The following is a 14,620-nucleotide window of genomic DNA, read 5'->3' as shown; positions in this document are numbered from 1 at the left end:
GGAACCGGCGACCGAGGCGCAGGAGTCGCTGAGCGAGGCCCGGGCGACGCCGACGCAGCCGGCCGGTGACACCGAGCAGACGGTGCCCGCGACTGCGACCGCGAAGAGGCCGGACCCGGCCGGGGAGTCCCGTCCCGGCATGGGCCGGATGTTCCTGGACAACCTCTGGGCGGCCAACACGGTCACCGTGACGGTGCTCGCGGTGCTGCTGGCCATGGTGGTCGGCGCGGTGCTGATCATCGTGTCCGACCCGGAGGTGCTGGCCACCTACAGCTACATCACGGCTCGCCCCACGGACGCGCTGAACGCCAGCTGGACTGTGGTCAGCGAGGCGTACGCGAACCTGTTCAAGGGCGCGATCTTCGACCCGGACGCGGTCGGCTTCACCGCCGTCATGAGCCCGATCTCGGAGACGCTCACCTACGCCGCGCCGCTCGTCTTCACCGGCCTGTCGGTGGCGCTGGCCTTCCGCGGCGGCCTGTTCAACATCGGCGCCCAGGGCCAGGCGACGATCGCCGTCATCCTGGCCGCCGTGGCCGGCTTCGCGCTGCCGCTGCCGCCCGTCGTGCACCTGCTGGTGGCGCTGATCGCCGGCGCGCTCGGCGGCGCGCTCTGGGGCTTCATCCCCGGCATCCTCAAGGCCCGGGCCGGCGCGCACGAGGTGATCAACACGATCATGCTCAACTACGTGGCGGTCTACTTCCTGTCCTGGATCATCGTGCAGAACGGGGTGCAGAACCCGAACCGGTCGGACGCGATCAGCAAGCCGGTCGACTCCACCGCGCAGCTGCCCCGCCTGCTCGGCGACGACCTGCGGGTGCACGCCGGCATCCTGCTCGCGGTGGCGGCCACCTGGTTCATCGCCTGGCTGCTCAACCGCTCCACGCTCGGCTTCGAGCTGCGGGCCGTGGGCGCGAACCCGGACGCGGCCCGCACCGCCGGCATCAGCGTGACCAAGACGTACGTGCTGGTGATGGTGCTCGCGGGCATGCTGGCCGGGCTGGGCGGCTCGACCATGGTGCTCGGCACCACCGCTACCGCGCTGACCCCGCTGGTGATCGCGCAGATCGGCTTCGACGGCATCCTGGTCGCGCTGCTCGGGCGCGTGAAGCCGTGGGGCGTGCTGCTGGCCGCGCTGCTGTTCGGCGCGCTCCAGGCCGGTGGCAACCGGATGCAGTCGTACTCCGGCATCTCGCTGGAACTGGTCACCGTGCTCCAGGCGCTCATCGTCATCTTCATCGCCGCGCCTGCCCTGGTGAAGACGATCTTCCAGCTCCGGGCGGCCCGCGCCGCCCGGTTGCAGACGAGCCTCGCGAAGGGCTGGTGAGCATGTCCACCACCGCTGTCCCCGAGGTCGCCGTTACCGCGGTCGACGAGGGTTTCTGGACCCGTAACCGGAAGATCGGCGTGGTCCTGCTGGCGCTCGGCGTGCTCGCGGCGGTGCTGTTCGGCGCGCTCGCGACCGACCAGCACGCCCGGTTCACGCTCAGCGAGACCGAGGGCGGCGCCGCCCTGGAGATCAACGGTACGGTCGGCGCGATCCTGTTCGGGCTGATCACCGCCGCGGCCGGAGGCGCGCTGCTGGCCGGTGTGCCGAAGCGCTGGTTCGCGCTGCTGCTCGGCGCCGGGCTGGTCGCCTTCGTGCTGAGCTTCCTGTGCTGGCAGGTCTCCGCCGCGCCCGAGGGCCGCAACTTCATGCCGCTGGTGAACGTCGTGCGCGGCACGTTCATCCTGGCCCTGCCGCTGATCTTCGGCGCGCTCGCCGGTGTGCTCTGCGAGCGCTCCGGCGTGGTGAACGTGGCGATCGAGGGCCAGCTCCTGATGGGCGCGTTCTCCGGCGCGCTGTTCGGCAGCATGTCCGGCAGCGTCTGGGTCGGCCTGGTGGCCGCCGCCATCGGCGGCGCGTTCATCTCGTTCCTGCTGGCCGTGTTCTCCATCCGCTACCTGGTCGACCAGGTGGTCATGGGCATCGTGCTCAACCTGCTCGCGGTCGGCATCACCGGCTTCCTCTACGAGCGGCTGATGCAGACCGACGCGGCGAAGTACAACAGCGCGCCCCGGTTCGGCAACTGGGAGATCCCGCTGCTGTCCGACATCCCGCTGATCGGTCCGGCGCTGTTCCGGGGCAACATCTTCCTCTACCTCGGCCTGCTGCTGGTGCTGGTCATCCACCTGGCGCTGTTCCGTACCCGGTGGGGCCTGCGGACCCGCTCGGTCGGCGAGCACCCGACCGCCGCCGACACGCTGGGCGTGAAGGTGCTGCGGCTGCGCTACCGCAACGTGATCCTGGCCGGTCTGGTGGCCGGTGTCGGCGGTGCCTCGTACACGCTGGCGCTCTACTCGTTCACCAAGAACATGATCGGCGGTAAGGGCTTCATCGCCCTGGCCGCGCTGATCTTCGGCCGGTGGAGCCCGACCGGCGCGCTGCTCGCGGCGCTCTTCTTCGGCTTCGCCGACCAGCTCGCCACCTACCTGGGCGCGATCGGCAGCAGCATCCCGAGCCAGTTCCTGGCGATGCTGCCGTACCTGGCGACGATCCTGGCCGTGGCCGGGCTGGTCGGCAAGGTCCGGGCGCCGGCCGCCGACGGCAAGCCGTACATCAAGGGCTGACCGCCCGCCGCGACACCGTGCCCGGCGGGGCGACCCGCCGGGCATCGTCGTCTCCGGCCGCGCCGCGACCGATCGGCGCAAATTGGGCAGAATGGGAGTCGTGATGGAGATCGACTGGGAGCGGCTGCGGGCCGCCGCCACCGAGGTCATGCGGCACGCCTACGTGCCGTACTCGAAGTTCCCGGTGGGCGCCGCCGCGCTCGTCGACGACGGCCGCGTCGTGGTCGGCTGCAACGTGGAGAACGCCGGATACGGCGTGACGCTCTGCGCCGAGTGCGGCGTGGTGTCGCAGTTGCACGCGACCGGCGGGGGCCGGATCGTGGCGCTGTCCTGCGTCGACGCCACCGGCGAGCCGCTGATGCCGTGCGGCAGGTGCCGGCAGTTGCTGTGGGAGCAGGGCGGGCCGGAGTGCCTGGTCGAGTCGAAGGGCGGGCCGCTGCGGATGGCCGAGCTGCTGCCGCACGCCTTCGACGTGGCCGACATCGAGGCGGTGACCGGCGAGCACCCGGTGCCGGTGGTGCCGGACCGGCTGGCCGCCTGGCGGGGCCGGGGCACCGTGTTCGTGCACCCCGACCTCTCGGCCGGGCAGCAGGTCTGGACGGCGTACTGGGAGCGGTCCTCCGGCGGCGCCGAGGACGCCGAGACCGGCGTGCTGGAGGAGGGCTCGACCTGGGACGACCCGGCGAGCGCGATCGAGTGGGGGTTGGCGCGTACGCCGCGCGTGGTGGTGGTGGATGCTTCGGGCACTGTCTTCTGGGCCGGTGAGGGTGAGCCTCCGTCGGAGATTCCGGTTCGTTGGGGTTGAGCTGGGGGAATCGGGCCGAGGGTGCCCGGCTCCGGGCGGTCAGGCTTGATCCCTCCGCCGGTCACCCTCGGCCCGATTCCTCGACGGTCACCGTTCGCTGGTGGGTGCGACCAAGCGCGATTACTGATTGGATCTTGTAAGTGAGTGCTTTTACGGCGGTTGACGTCATTCGGGCCAAGCGGGACGGGGGTGTGCTGAGCGAGGGGCAGATCGACTGGGTGGTCGACGCGTACACGAAGGGTCTGGTCGCAGACGAGCAGATGTCCGCGCTGGCCATGGCGATCCTGCTGCGCGGCATGACCGCGCCGGAGATCGCCCGGTGGACCGCCGCCATGATCGCCAGCGGCGAACGGCTCGACCTGTCGCCGGTGGCCCGCCCGACAGTGGACAAGCACTCCACCGGCGGTGTCGGTGACAAGATCACCCTGCCGCTGACCCCGCTGGTCGCCGCCTGCGGCGCGGCCGTCCCGCAACTGTCCGGCCGGGGCCTGGGCCACACCGGCGGCACGCTGGACAAGCTGGAGTCGATCCCGGGCTGGCGGGCGGCGCTCACGAACGACGAGTTCATCGCGCAGCTCCGCGACGTGGGCGCGGTGATCTGCGCGGCCGGCGACGGGCTCGCCCCGGCCGACCGCAAGCTGTACGCGCTGCGCGACGTCACCGGCACCGTCGAGGCGATCCCGTTGATCGCCAGCTCGATCATGAGCAAGAAGATCGCCGAGGGCACGGGCGCGCTGGTGCTCGACGTGAAGGTCGGCTCCGGCGCGTTCATGAAGAACGCCGACGACGCCCGCGAACTGGCCCGCACCATGGTCGAGCTGGGCGGCGCGCACGGCGTACGGACCGTCGCCCTGCTCACCGACATGTCCACGCCGCTCGGCCTGGCCGTCGGCAACGCGGTCGAGGTGACCGAGTCGGTGGAGGTGCTGGCCGGTGGCGGCCCGGCCGACGTGGTGGAGCTGACGCTGGCGCTGGCCCGGGAGATGCTCCACGCGGCCGGGCTGCCCGACGCCGACCCGGAGGCGGCGCTGCGCGACGGCCGGGCGATGGACGCCTGGCGGACGATGATCCGGGCGCAGGGCGGCGACCCGGACGCGCCGATGCCCACCGCGAACGAGGTCGAGGTGGTCACCGCGGCCGAGGACGGCTGGGTCGCGGAACTGGACGCGTACGCGATCGGGGTGGCCGCCTGGCGGCTCGGCGCGGGCCGGGCCCGCAAGGAGGACCCGGTGAGCATCCCGTCCGGCGTGGTGCTGCACAAGCGACGGGGTGACCGGGTACGTGTCGGCGACCCGTTGTTCGAGCTGCGCGCCGAGCACGCCGAGCGGATCCCGGCCGCGCTGGCCGAGGCGCGCGAGGCGGTGCGGATCGCGCCGGACGCGCCGGAGGCGACGCCGCTCGTCATCGAGCGGATCGGCTGAGGGCCATGGTGCCGGGCCGGTCGGAGTCGCTATCCTCCCAGGCCAGGGGGGACCGACCGGCGAGGACCCGAACAGACAGGGACTGACCGTGCGAGTATCCGCCCCCGACCCCCGGGCCGTCCGGGAGGCGAGCCTGGACGAGCTGTCCCGGCTGGGCCTGCCGCTGCCCCCGCCGCAGTTCCCGCTGGTCTGGGAGCCGGGCGACGAGATCGAGCTGCGTCCGACGCCGGAGGTCGAGGCCCGGATCGCGGTTCTGCACGTGATCCTGGCCCGCTGCTTCGGCATGCCCGCGCAGGCGGCGATGAGCTGGCTGCTGGAGTCGCACCTGGTCGACTCGGTGACGCCGCCGGAGTGGCAGTTCGTGATGGGCGGCCGGGGTGACCACAGGTCGTTCGTGCTGCACCACGACGCGCTGTTCTCGCTGGCCTGGGTGCTCGGGCTGGCCAAGGAGCTGGACCCGACGGTGCCGGTGGACGAGCGGCTGGTCGAGCGGATGCCGAACCTGGTGGCGGGGGAGACGTTCGCCCAGTGGCAGGCCCGGATCCTGGCCGCGCCGCAGCACCCCGGGGACGCCGCCGCGCTGCTCGACCTGCACTACTGCCTGGACTGGGCGTACCTGGAGACGGAGAAGGCCGGCGGCGCGCTGCCGGGCCTGGTGGACGCCAACGCGATCGGTCAGCGCCGGTGGGCGCTGGAGTGGGCGGTGGTGCTGCGCGGGCCGTACCACGACGAGCCGCCGGGCTGGGAAGAGGTCGACCTCTCCACCTGAGCCGGGTCAGCGCGGGCGGTGCACGCCGAGCCGGACCGAGAGCGTGACCGGGACCGGCTCGGGCAGCGCGGCGATGCGCGCGGCGAGCCGTTCCGGTTCGGCGTGCCAGGCGCTCGGTCCCATCCCGACGAGCGTGGTGACCTCGGCGCGGGTCAGCGCGAGGCGGGCCCGGTGCCCGGTCGCGGACTCCTCGGCGAAGTGGGCGCCGAGGCTGCCGGCGACCCGGTCGGCCTTGTCCGGGTCCACCCGCAGCAGGTCCAGCGCCTCGACCAGTTCGGCCAGGTGGTCGGCGGCCGGGGTGACGACGAGCAACGCGCCGCCGGGGTCGAGCACCCGGTGGAACTCCGGGCCGTTGCGCGGCGCGAACACGTTCAGCAGCACGGCCACCGACCGGTCGGCCAGCGGCAGGCGCTGCCAGGTGTCGGCGAGCGCGGCGGCGGCCCGCGGGTGGGCGCGGGCCGCGCGGCGCAGCGCCGGCTTGGAGACGTCCAGGGCCAGGCCGGCGGCCTCCGGCAGCGCCGCCAGCACCGCCGCGAGGTAATGCCCGGTCCCGGCGCCGGCATCGACCACCAGGGGGTACGGGTCGACGCCCGCGACGCGTACCGCTGTGGTCGCGAGCGCGGCGGCGACGGCGTCGTAGTGGCCGGCGGCGAGGAAGTCGGCGCGGGCGGCGACCATCTCGGCGCTGTCCCCGGTGTGCGGGGAGCGGCCGGCGAGCAGGTTGACGTACCCCTGCCGGGCGGTGTCGAAGCTGTGCCCGCGGGGGCAGCGCAGGGCGCGGGTGGTGCCGGCGGTGGCGGCGGTCAGCGGTTCGGCGCAGACCGGGCAGCGCAGCCGGGCGAGGATGCGGTCGTCCACGCCTCAGTCCTTCGCTTCCGGGCGGCCGGTGGGGCGGCCGGTGAGGTGGTCGACCACCCGGTGGCTGAGCGTGCCGAGCGCGGCCAGCTCCGCCGGGGTGAGCAGGTCGATCAGGTGCCGGCGTACGGCGGCGACGTGCCCGGGCGCGGCGGCCTCGACGGCCTGGCGCCCGGCCGGGGTGAGCGTGACGACCGAGCCGCGGCCGTCGGTGGCGCACTCCTCCCGGGTGACCAGGCCACGCTGCTGCATCCGGGAGATGTGGTGGGACAGGCGGCTGCGGGACCAGAGCATGCGGTCGGCCAGCTCGCTGAGCCGCAGCCGCTGCTCCGGGGTCTCGGACAGGTCGCTCAGGACGTCGTAGTCCGGCTCGGAGAGGCCGGCGTCCTGCATCAGTTCCCGGGCCAGTTCCAGGTCGAGCAGGCGTCGCATGCGGCGGTAGCCGCGCCACGCGCGGTCCTCCTGCTCGTCCAGCCAACGCGGTTCGTCCACGGACCGATCCTACCGGTGTTGTTGACATGTCACCAAGTTGCGGTCTAGCTTGATGACATGTCAACCAAACTGCCGTCGCGGCTGGTGCGGCTGTTCGCCGGCCTGGCCCTGTTCGGCGTCAGCGTCGCGCTGATGGTCCGCGCCGACCTCGGGCTCGCGTCCTGGGACGTGCTGCACCAGGGGCTCGCCGAGCGCACCGGCCTGCCGATGGGCGTGCTGGTCAACGGCGTGGCGCTGCTGGTGCTGCTGCTGTGGATCCCGCTGCGGCAGCGCCCGGGCGTCGGCACCGTGGCGAACGTCGCGCTCGTCGGCCTGGCCCTCGACGCGACGCTGGCGCTCCTGCCGCCGGTCGCCCCGCTCGCCGGCCGGATCGGCCTGCTGGTCGCGGGCGTCCTGCTCAACGGCCTCGCCACCGCGCTCTACCTCGGCGCCCGCCTCGGCCCCGGCCCGCGGGACGGGCTGATGACCGGCCTGGCCGCCCGCGGCCTGCCGCTCGGCCCGGCCCGCACCGCGATCGAGGTGACTGTGCTGGCCGTCGGCTGGCTGCTCGGCGGCGCCGTCGGCCCCGGCACCCTGCTCTATGCGATCGGCATCGGGCCGATCGTCGCCTGGCTCATTCCCCGGCTCACCGCGCCGGCCCCGGCCGCCGCCCCGACAGGAGTGACCTCACCATGCCCCGCCTGAACGTCGTCGTCGCCAGCACCCGCCCCGGCCGGGTCGGCCGTCGCATCGGTGACTGGTTCACCGCCGCCGCCGTCCGCCACGCCGGCTTCGACGAGGTGCGCCTGCTCGACCTGGCCGAGGTCGGGCTGCCCTTCCACGACGAGCCGCACCACCCGTCCGAGCGGAACTACGTGCACGAGCACACCCGCGCCTGGAGCGCCGAGATCGACGCCGGGGACGCCTTCGTGCTGGTGATGCCGGAGTACAACTACGGCTTCAGCGCGCCGCTGAAGAACGCGATCGACTACCTCTACCACGAGTGGCAGCACAAGCCGGTGGGCTTCGTCAGCTACGGCATGACCTCCGGGGGCCTGCGCGCGGTGCAGATGATCAAGCAGGTGGTGACCACGCTGAACATGACCCCGGTCAACGACCAGGTGGTCGTCTTCCTCCGGCAGGCGCTGGACGAGTCGGGCGAGCTGCGACCCGACCCCGGCCGCGAGGAGGCCGCCGCGCTCATGCTGGATCAGCTCGCCCGGCTGGCCGCCGCGCTCGCCCCGCTGCGGGTGACCGCATGAGCGCCCGGCTGTGGGAGCTGTTCGGCGAGCGCGGGCGCGGGGTGCTCGTCACCCTGCGCCGCGACGGCCGGCCCCAGCTGTCCAACCTCGACTACCTGGCCGAGCCCGGCCTGATCCGCTGCTCCACCACCGACGGCCGGGCGAAGGTGCGCAACCTGCGCCGCGATCCCCGGGCCAGCTTCCACGTGACCACCGCCGACGGCGGGGCGTACGCGGTGGCCGAGGGCACCGTGACGCTCACCCCGCCGGCCGCCGCCATCGACGACGCGACGGTCGACGAGCTGGTCGAGGTGTACCGGCGCATCCGCGGCGAGCACCCGGACTGGGCCGAGTACCGGGCCGCCATGGTGGCCGACGGGCGGGTGGTCCTGCGGCTGGCGGTGGAGCGGGTGTACGGCTGGCGGCCCTGAACCGGCCCGGTCCACCGCCGCGCCCGTACCGGGGGTGACTAGGGTCGGAGCATGGTCGCAATCTCGTACGAGGACATCGTCAAGGTCCCGAAGGCGCTGCTGCACGATCACCTCGACGGCGGCCTGCGGCCCGCGACGATCGTCGAGCTGGCCGCCGAGGTCGGCCACGAACTGCCCACCACCGACCCGGCGGCGCTCGGCGTCTGGTTCACCGAGGCGGCGAACTCCGGCTCGCTGGAGCGCTACCTGGAGACGTTCGCGCACACGGTGGCGGTCATGCAGACCGCCGGCGCGTTGCGCCGGGTCGCCCGCGAGTGCGCGCTGGACCTGGCCGCCGACGGCGTGGTCTACGCCGAGGTGCGGTTCGCCCCGGAACAGCACCTGGAGCAGAACCTGACGCTGGACGAGGTGGTCGACGCGGTGGTCACCGGGTTCCGGGAGGGCAGCGCGCTGGCCGCCGAGGCGGGCACCCCGATCCGGATCGGCACGCTGCTCACCGCGATGCGGCACGCCGCCCGGTCGCAGGAGATCGCCGAGCTGGCCGTGCGGCACCGCGACACCGGGGTGGTCGGCTTCGACATCGCCGGCGCCGAGGCGGGCTTCCCGCCCACCCGGCACCTGGACGCGTTCGAGTACCTCCAGCGGGAGAACTTCCACTTCACCATCCACGCCGGTGAGGCGTTCGGCCTGCCGTCCATCTGGCAGGCGATCCAGTGGTGCGGCGCCGACCGGCTCGGCCACGGCGTACGCATCGTCGACGACATCACCCCCGGCAACCCGCCGGTGCTGGGCCGGCTGGCCGCGTACGTGCGGGACAAGCGCATCCCGCTGGAGCTGTGCCCGTCGTCGAACGTGCAGACCGGTGCCGCGGCCTCGATCGCCGACCACCCGATCGGGCTGCTGCGCGACCTGCGGTTCCGGGTGACTGTGAACACCGACAACCGGCTGATGAGCGGCACCTCGATGTCGCGGGAGATGGCGCTGCTGGTGGAGGCCTTCGGCTACGGCTGGAAGGAACTCCAGTGGTTCACCATCAACGCGATGAAGAGCGCGTTCATCCCGTTCGACGAGCGGCTGCGGATCATCGACGAGGTGATCAAGCCGGCGTACGCCGAGCTGATCGGCTGATCACGACTGGCGGGGGTGGCCGGAGAGCAGCGCGGCCACCCCGCGCAGCACCTGACCGGCCCGGGCCGCCTCGGCACCGAGCCCGGTCTGCCGGCGCAGCACGGCCGGCTCGGCACGCAGCAGCGCGACCCCGCGCCGGAGCAGCACCCGGGGCGCCTTGCGCTGCTCGGCGAGGTCCCGGGCGAGGCGGCGCAGGAACGTCGCGCCGCGTGGGCGGCGCAGCGCGTACGCGCCGGCGAGCACGCCCTGCCGGCGGCACTCGGCCACGATCTCGGCGGCGAAGATCCCCTCGGCGACAAAGATTGGCGATCCGTCGATGTCGAATGGCCGGGTGGCCACCCTGCGGTCCGCGCCGATCGCATAAACCGGCACTTCGGCCTTGCCCTCCCGAGCCAGTCGGGTGATTGTTTGCACCGCCATGTCCGCATCCCAGGACAGTGGGGACTCCCAATCCACCTGTCCGTTCCGACGCGGACACGTAGGGTCGTCGCCGTCCTTGTAGAAGTCGTCCAGGCAGAGCACCGGAAGTCCGGTTCGCTGCGCTATGTATGACTTTCCTGACCCGGAGGGGCCAGCGAGCAGGACAACGCGATGCGGGTGTTCCATTACCTTCAGTGACTCCGGCCAGACGGATAGCTATCAAATTGCATCAACATCTCATCACACCTCCGGTGAGGGACAACCTGGTCTTTCTCTTTGCGGGGCGGCGTGATGGAATCTCGGAGGTCCGACCCGCCGGGTCGGTCGCTCGGCGTTGCCCTCAGGTGACGTCGGGCGCGGTAATGCGAGGGCGGTGACGTGAGCAAACGGCCAACGACGGCGGGCTCCTTCCTGTCGCGGCTGCGCCGGCCGATGAGTCGGCTGCGCGACATGCCGATCTGGTCCAAGCTCGGTCTGATCATGATCGTGCCGACCATCGCCACGGTCGTGGTGGGCACCAGTGGTCTGGTCGACCACCTGGAGACGCTCAACAATGCCAACCGTGCGGGGGACCTGGCCAATCTGATCGGCTACTCGGGTGACCTGATCGACACGGTGCAGGACGAGCGGGTCGGCGCCGTGCTCTTCCTCGGCGCGAAGGAGTTCCAGACCCGGGCGCAGTACCAGGAGGGCTACAACCGGGCCAACCAGCGGGTGGACCAGGCGAAGTCGCCGTACCTGCGGCAGCGTGGCGAGATCGACGACCTGCCGCGCAACTTCGTCGGGCTGCTGGACGCGATCGACACCCAGCTGAAGGACCTCCCGGCGACGCGCAGCCAGGTGCTGAACGGCAAGCTCAAGATCAATGACGCCGACCTGACCTACCGGCAGCTGATCGAGGACCTGCTCGCGATCCGCGACTCCGCCACCCAGCTCGCCGGCGACAACGACCTGAGTGACCGGATGCGCGCGGCGGCCGCTGTCGCCCGGCAGAAGGAATTCCTGACCCAGCGCCGCGTGGTCGTCCACCAGGCGATCACCCAGAACCAGTACACCCCCGCGCTGCGCGAGCAGTTCATCGCCAGCGGCACCGGCCAGTCGCAGGCGTTCGCGACGTTCCAGGCGGTAGCCACCGACCCGGACAAGCTGTTCTACGACCAGACCGTCTCCGGGCCGGACCTGCGCCGGGCGGAGCTCTACACGAGTTTCATCTCGGGCAACAACAGCGGCTCGATGGAGAACGCCCAGTTCGGCGCGGACCAGTGGGACCAGGCCATGGTCGCCAACGCGAAGCTGATGCGGACGGTGGAGTCCCGCCTCGACGGCAACGTGGTCCGGCAGGCCGACGCGCTGCGCTCGGACACCCAGCGCCAGGTGTTCCTGGAGACCGGCCTGCTGCTCACCATGCTGCTGCTGGCCATCCTGTTCGCGTACCTGGTCGCCCGCTCGATGGCCCGCTCGCTGCGCGACCTGCGCCAGGGCGCCCTGGCGGTGGCCCAGTACGGGCTGCCGCAGGCCGTCGCCCGGCTGCGTGACCCGCAGGTGACCGGCCAGCTCACCCCGGTGCAGCTGGCCAACCAGATCGCCGAGCCGCTGCCGGTGCGCAGCAAGGACGAGTTCGGCCAGGTGACCGAGGCGTTCAACGCCGTCCACCTGGAGGCCGTCCGGACCGCCGCCGAGCAGGCCGCCCTGCGGGCGTCCGTCGCGACCATGTTCGTCAACCTGGCCCGCCGCTCGCAGATCCTGGTCGACCGGCTGATCGGCCACCTCGACCGGCTGGAGCGCGGCGAGGAGGACCCGGACCGGCTGGCCGAGCTGTTCCAGCTCGACCACCTCGCCACCCGGATGCGCCGCAACGACGAGAACCTGCTGGTGCTCGCCGGCGCGGACTCCACGCGTGTGCAGCGCGAGCCCGCCGCCCTGATCGACGTGCTCCGCGCCGCCCAGTCCGAGGTCGAGCACTACACCCGGATCGAGTTCGGGGTGATCGACCGGGACATCGAGGTCGCCGCCCACGCGGTGAACGACCTCGTGCACCTGGTCGCCGAGCTGTTCGACAACGCGACCGCGTTCTCCCCGCCCGACTCCCAGGTCATGGTGGAGGCCCGCCGGGTCGGCGACCGTGCCTCCCTATACGTGGAGGACCGGGGCATCGGCATCAGCCCGGAGCAGCTCCGTGACCTCAACGAGCGGCTGGCCACGCCGCCGCAGGTGGACGTCGCGGTCTCCCGGATGATGGGTCTGGTCGTGGTGGCGCGGCTGGCCGCCCGCCACGGCGTCCGGGTCGAGCTGCGACCGGGCACCGACCGGGGCACCGTCGCCGACGTGACGCTGCCCACCACGGTCCTGGTGCCGCGTGCCCTGGCCGGCCGTGGTCCGGGCGCGCCGGCCCTGCCGCCCGCCGCCCCGCAGCAGAGCGGACCGACGCCCGCCTTCGGCGCCCTGGCCGCTTTCGGCAACAACAACCCGCAGAGCCTGCCGCCGGCCCCGCACCCGGGCGCCTCCGGCAACCAGGTCACGCTCGGCGGACGCGCCTTCGACCCGGCGCCGCGCAACGGCTCGGGCACCCCGGCGAACGCCGGTGGCGCTCGCGCCATGCCGGCCTGGTCCGACCTGACCGGCGCCAACCCGGGCGACGGGGACGGCGGGTTCGGCTCCCGGCCCTCGTCCGGCTCCGGATTCGAGCCGCTGCCCCAGCGGCGCAACCCGGCCGAGGGCGACCCGGGCACCAGCGGCCAGCAGCCGGCGATCCCGCGCCAGCTGCCGAGCAGCCCCGAGGCGCGGCCCTACAGCCCGCCGCCGGTCTCCGCGCCGCCGGTCCCGCCGGTGTCGGCGCCGCCGCTGCCGCCGGTCTCCGGCGCCCCGGCCGCCGGCAACCCGCTGCCGTACCGTCCGGTCTCGGCCGCCCCGGTCTCCGGCGACCCGTTCTCCGGCCGTCCGGTCTCCGCGGCGCCGGTCTCCGGCGACCCGTACACGGGCCGTCCGGTCTCCGCCACGCCGGTCTCCGGGCAGCCCACGTCGGCCGCGCCGGTCTCCGGCCAGCCGGCCGCCGGCTACCAGGTCTCCGCGCCGCCGGCGAACCAGCTGCCGGCGCGACCGGTGACGCCCGGGCCGGGCGTCGGTGCGCCGCCGGTCTGGCCGCCGGTCACTCCGGCCCCGGCCCCCGCGGCGCCGGAACGGCCCACCAGCGGCATGGACATGACCACCGAGCTGCCCCGGGTGCCGCGCACGGAGATGCCGGCCACCGCGCAGCCAGCGACCGGCCAGCCGTCGGCCGCCGGCCCGGCGACGAACCAGCCGGCGGCCACCCCGGCGACCAACCGGCCGGCTGCCGCCCCGGCGGCGCGACCGGGCCCGGCAGCGCAGCAGCAGGGCAACCGCCAGCGGTACGCCGACGAGACGATGGAGCTGCCGATCTTCCGGGAGCTCGAGTCGGCGTGGTTCCGTACCCGCCGGCCCGGGCCCCACGAGGAGGCGGCGGCCCCGGCCCCGACGACGAACGGCGGCGACGCCACCCAGCAGTTCGCCAAGGTGGACACCGCCGGCCGGCCCGTGCCGCAGCCGACACCCGCAACGACAGGTAACGCACCGATGGCACACACTCCGACGGCCGGCGGAGCACCGCGTGACAACGGCGCGGCGAACGGGAACACCCGTCCCGCGTACGGCGGAGGGCTGCCCACCCGGCAGCCGACCGCGTCGCCGCAGTCCTCGCCCTGGCAGACCGCGGCCGACGACGGCTGGCGCGCCGCCTCGGCGGCCACCGAGGTGCCGGTCGCGGAGACCACCCAGAAGGGCCTGCCGAAGCGGAAGCCGATGGCGCAGCTCGTGCCCGGCAGCATCGACAAGCCTTCTGCCTCGGTGCAGCGGCGGACGCCGGAAGGCGTCCGGGGCCTGCTGTCGGCCTACCATCGGGGCGTGCAGCGCGGGCGTAACACCGACAGCAACACGACCGGCCCGGAGGGCACTCCGGGCGGGCAGCAGTCCTCGCAGTCTGGCTCAGGCCCGGTGGCCGGGAGCGGGCAGAAGGAGCAACAAGGATGACTACTACGCAGGATCTCGGATGGCTGCTCGCCAACTTCGCCGACCGGGTGCCCGGTGTGGCGCACGCGGTCGCGGTCTCGGCCGACGGCCTGCTTCTCGCCTCGTCCCGTGACCTTCCGCGGGACCGCGCCGACCAGCTCGCCGCGATCGCGTCCGGTCTGGTCAGCCTGACCCAGGGCGCGGCCCGCTGCTTCGAGGGCGGAGCGGTGTTGCAGACAGTCGTCGAGATGGACAACGGATTCCTGTTCCTGATGTCCATCTCCGACGGTTCGTCGTTCGCGGTGCTGGCGGCGCGGAGCTGCGACGTGGGTCAGGTCGGGTACGAGATGGCCCTGCTCGTGGACCGGGTGGGCGATGCCCTGACGCCGCAGCCGCGCACGGCTGTGGGGATGATGGGCTGAATGACGCGCTGGCCGGTGGGTCAG

General features: G+C 73.1%; 14 protein-coding genes. 11 read left to right on the top strand and 3 right to left on the bottom strand.

Going from position 1 to position 14,620, the window contains the following annotated elements; translation table 11 throughout:
• Positions 1–139 precede the first annotated feature (139 nt).
• From DQE82_RS04420 to DQE82_RS04400, 5 genes are all read left to right on the top strand, one after another.
• The gene (locus DQE82_RS04420; protein WP_369830096.1) at positions 140–1,327 is read left to right on the top strand and encodes an ABC transporter permease; all 1,188 of its coding nucleotides are present in this window, start codon (positions 140–142) and stop codon (positions 1,325–1,327) included.
• Between the two features lie 2 nt (positions 1,328–1,329).
• On the top strand, positions 1,330–2,610 hold the full coding sequence (locus DQE82_RS04415; protein ID WP_043326769.1) for an ABC transporter permease: 1,281 nt from the start codon (positions 1,330–1,332) through the stop codon (positions 2,608–2,610).
• A 103-nt stretch (positions 2,611–2,713) separates the two neighbouring features.
• Positions 2,714–3,415 (top strand): cytidine deaminase, encoded by a 702-nt coding sequence (locus DQE82_RS04410; RefSeq protein WP_043330652.1) that lies wholly within the window; start codon positions 2,714–2,716, stop codon positions 3,413–3,415.
• Between the two features lie 140 nt (positions 3,416–3,555).
• Positions 3,556–4,836: a thymidine phosphorylase gene (locus DQE82_RS04405; protein WP_043326767.1), complete on the top strand. Its 1,281-nt coding sequence runs from the start codon at positions 3,556–3,558 to the stop codon at positions 4,834–4,836.
• Between the two features lie 88 nt (positions 4,837–4,924).
• Positions 4,925–5,605, top strand: a complete 681-nt coding sequence (locus DQE82_RS04400) for a DUF4272 domain-containing protein (RefSeq protein ID WP_043326765.1) — start codon at positions 4,925–4,927, stop codon at positions 5,603–5,605.
• 6 nt (positions 5,606–5,611) lie between these two features.
• Here DQE82_RS04400 and DQE82_RS04395 read toward each other — a convergent pair whose 3' ends face one another.
• Complete coding sequence (locus tag DQE82_RS04395; protein ID WP_113972062.1) at positions 5,612–6,463, bottom strand: putative RNA methyltransferase; 852 nt, start codon at positions 6,461–6,463, stop codon at positions 5,612–5,614.
• A gap of 3 nt (positions 6,464–6,466) precedes the next feature.
• Positions 6,467–6,952, bottom strand: a complete 486-nt coding sequence (locus DQE82_RS04390; protein ID WP_043326762.1) for a MarR family winged helix-turn-helix transcriptional regulator — start codon at positions 6,950–6,952, stop codon at positions 6,467–6,469.
• Positions 6,953–7,009: 57 nt separating this feature from the next.
• Between DQE82_RS04390 and DQE82_RS04385 the strand changes: the two genes are divergently transcribed.
• Genes DQE82_RS04385 through DQE82_RS04370 form a run of 4 tightly spaced genes read left to right on the top strand, consistent with a single transcriptional unit; the run spans position 7,010 to position 9,731 of the window.
• Positions 7,010–7,636 carry a YitT family protein gene (locus tag DQE82_RS04385; protein WP_113972061.1) on the top strand — a complete coding sequence of 209 codons (627 nt, stop codon included), beginning with the start codon at positions 7,010–7,012 and terminating at the stop codon, positions 7,634–7,636.
• Positions 7,624–8,193: an NADPH-dependent FMN reductase gene (locus tag DQE82_RS04380; RefSeq protein ID WP_043326759.1), complete on the top strand. Its 570-nt coding sequence runs from the start codon at positions 7,624–7,626 to the stop codon at positions 8,191–8,193. Before DQE82_RS04385 ends, DQE82_RS04380 begins: the two co-directional genes overlap by 13 nt.
• Positions 8,190–8,603 carry a PPOX class F420-dependent oxidoreductase gene (locus tag DQE82_RS04375; protein ID WP_113972060.1) on the top strand — a complete coding sequence of 138 codons (414 nt, stop codon included), beginning with the start codon at positions 8,190–8,192 and terminating at the stop codon, positions 8,601–8,603. The genes DQE82_RS04380 and DQE82_RS04375 overlap by 4 nt, the downstream gene beginning before the upstream one ends.
• A 51-nt stretch (positions 8,604–8,654) precedes the next feature.
• Complete coding sequence (locus tag DQE82_RS04370; RefSeq protein ID WP_043326756.1) at positions 8,655–9,731, top strand: adenosine deaminase; 1,077 nt, start codon at positions 8,655–8,657, stop codon at positions 9,729–9,731.
• Here the strand turns inward: DQE82_RS04370 and DQE82_RS30990 are convergent, their stop codons facing one another.
• Positions 9,732–10,070 (bottom strand): hypothetical protein, encoded by a 339-nt coding sequence (locus DQE82_RS30990; protein ID WP_223201242.1) that lies wholly within the window; start codon positions 10,068–10,070, stop codon positions 9,732–9,734.
• Between the two features lie 459 nt (positions 10,071–10,529).
• On the opposite strand from DQE82_RS30990, the gene DQE82_RS04360 reads away from it, so the two are divergent.
• Both DQE82_RS04360 and DQE82_RS04355 read left to right on the top strand, forming a co-directional pair.
• Positions 10,530–14,195, top strand: a complete 3,666-nt coding sequence (locus tag DQE82_RS04360; RefSeq protein ID WP_064447624.1) for a sensor histidine kinase — start codon at positions 10,530–10,532, stop codon at positions 14,193–14,195.
• A complete protein-coding gene (locus DQE82_RS04355) occupies positions 14,192–14,596 on the top strand; it encodes a roadblock/LC7 domain-containing protein (protein WP_013283992.1) in 405 nt (134 codons plus the stop codon). The genes DQE82_RS04360 and DQE82_RS04355 overlap by 4 nt, the downstream gene beginning before the upstream one ends.
• The last annotated feature ends 24 nt before the right edge of the window (positions 14,597–14,620 follow it).

It is taken from the genome of Micromonospora sp. LHW51205 (genome assembly GCF_003315815.1).
GTDB classification, from domain to species: Bacteria; Actinomycetota; Actinomycetes; order Mycobacteriales; family Micromonosporaceae; genus Micromonospora; species Micromonospora chalcea.
This window is presented reverse-complemented; position numbering and strand designations above follow the sequence as displayed.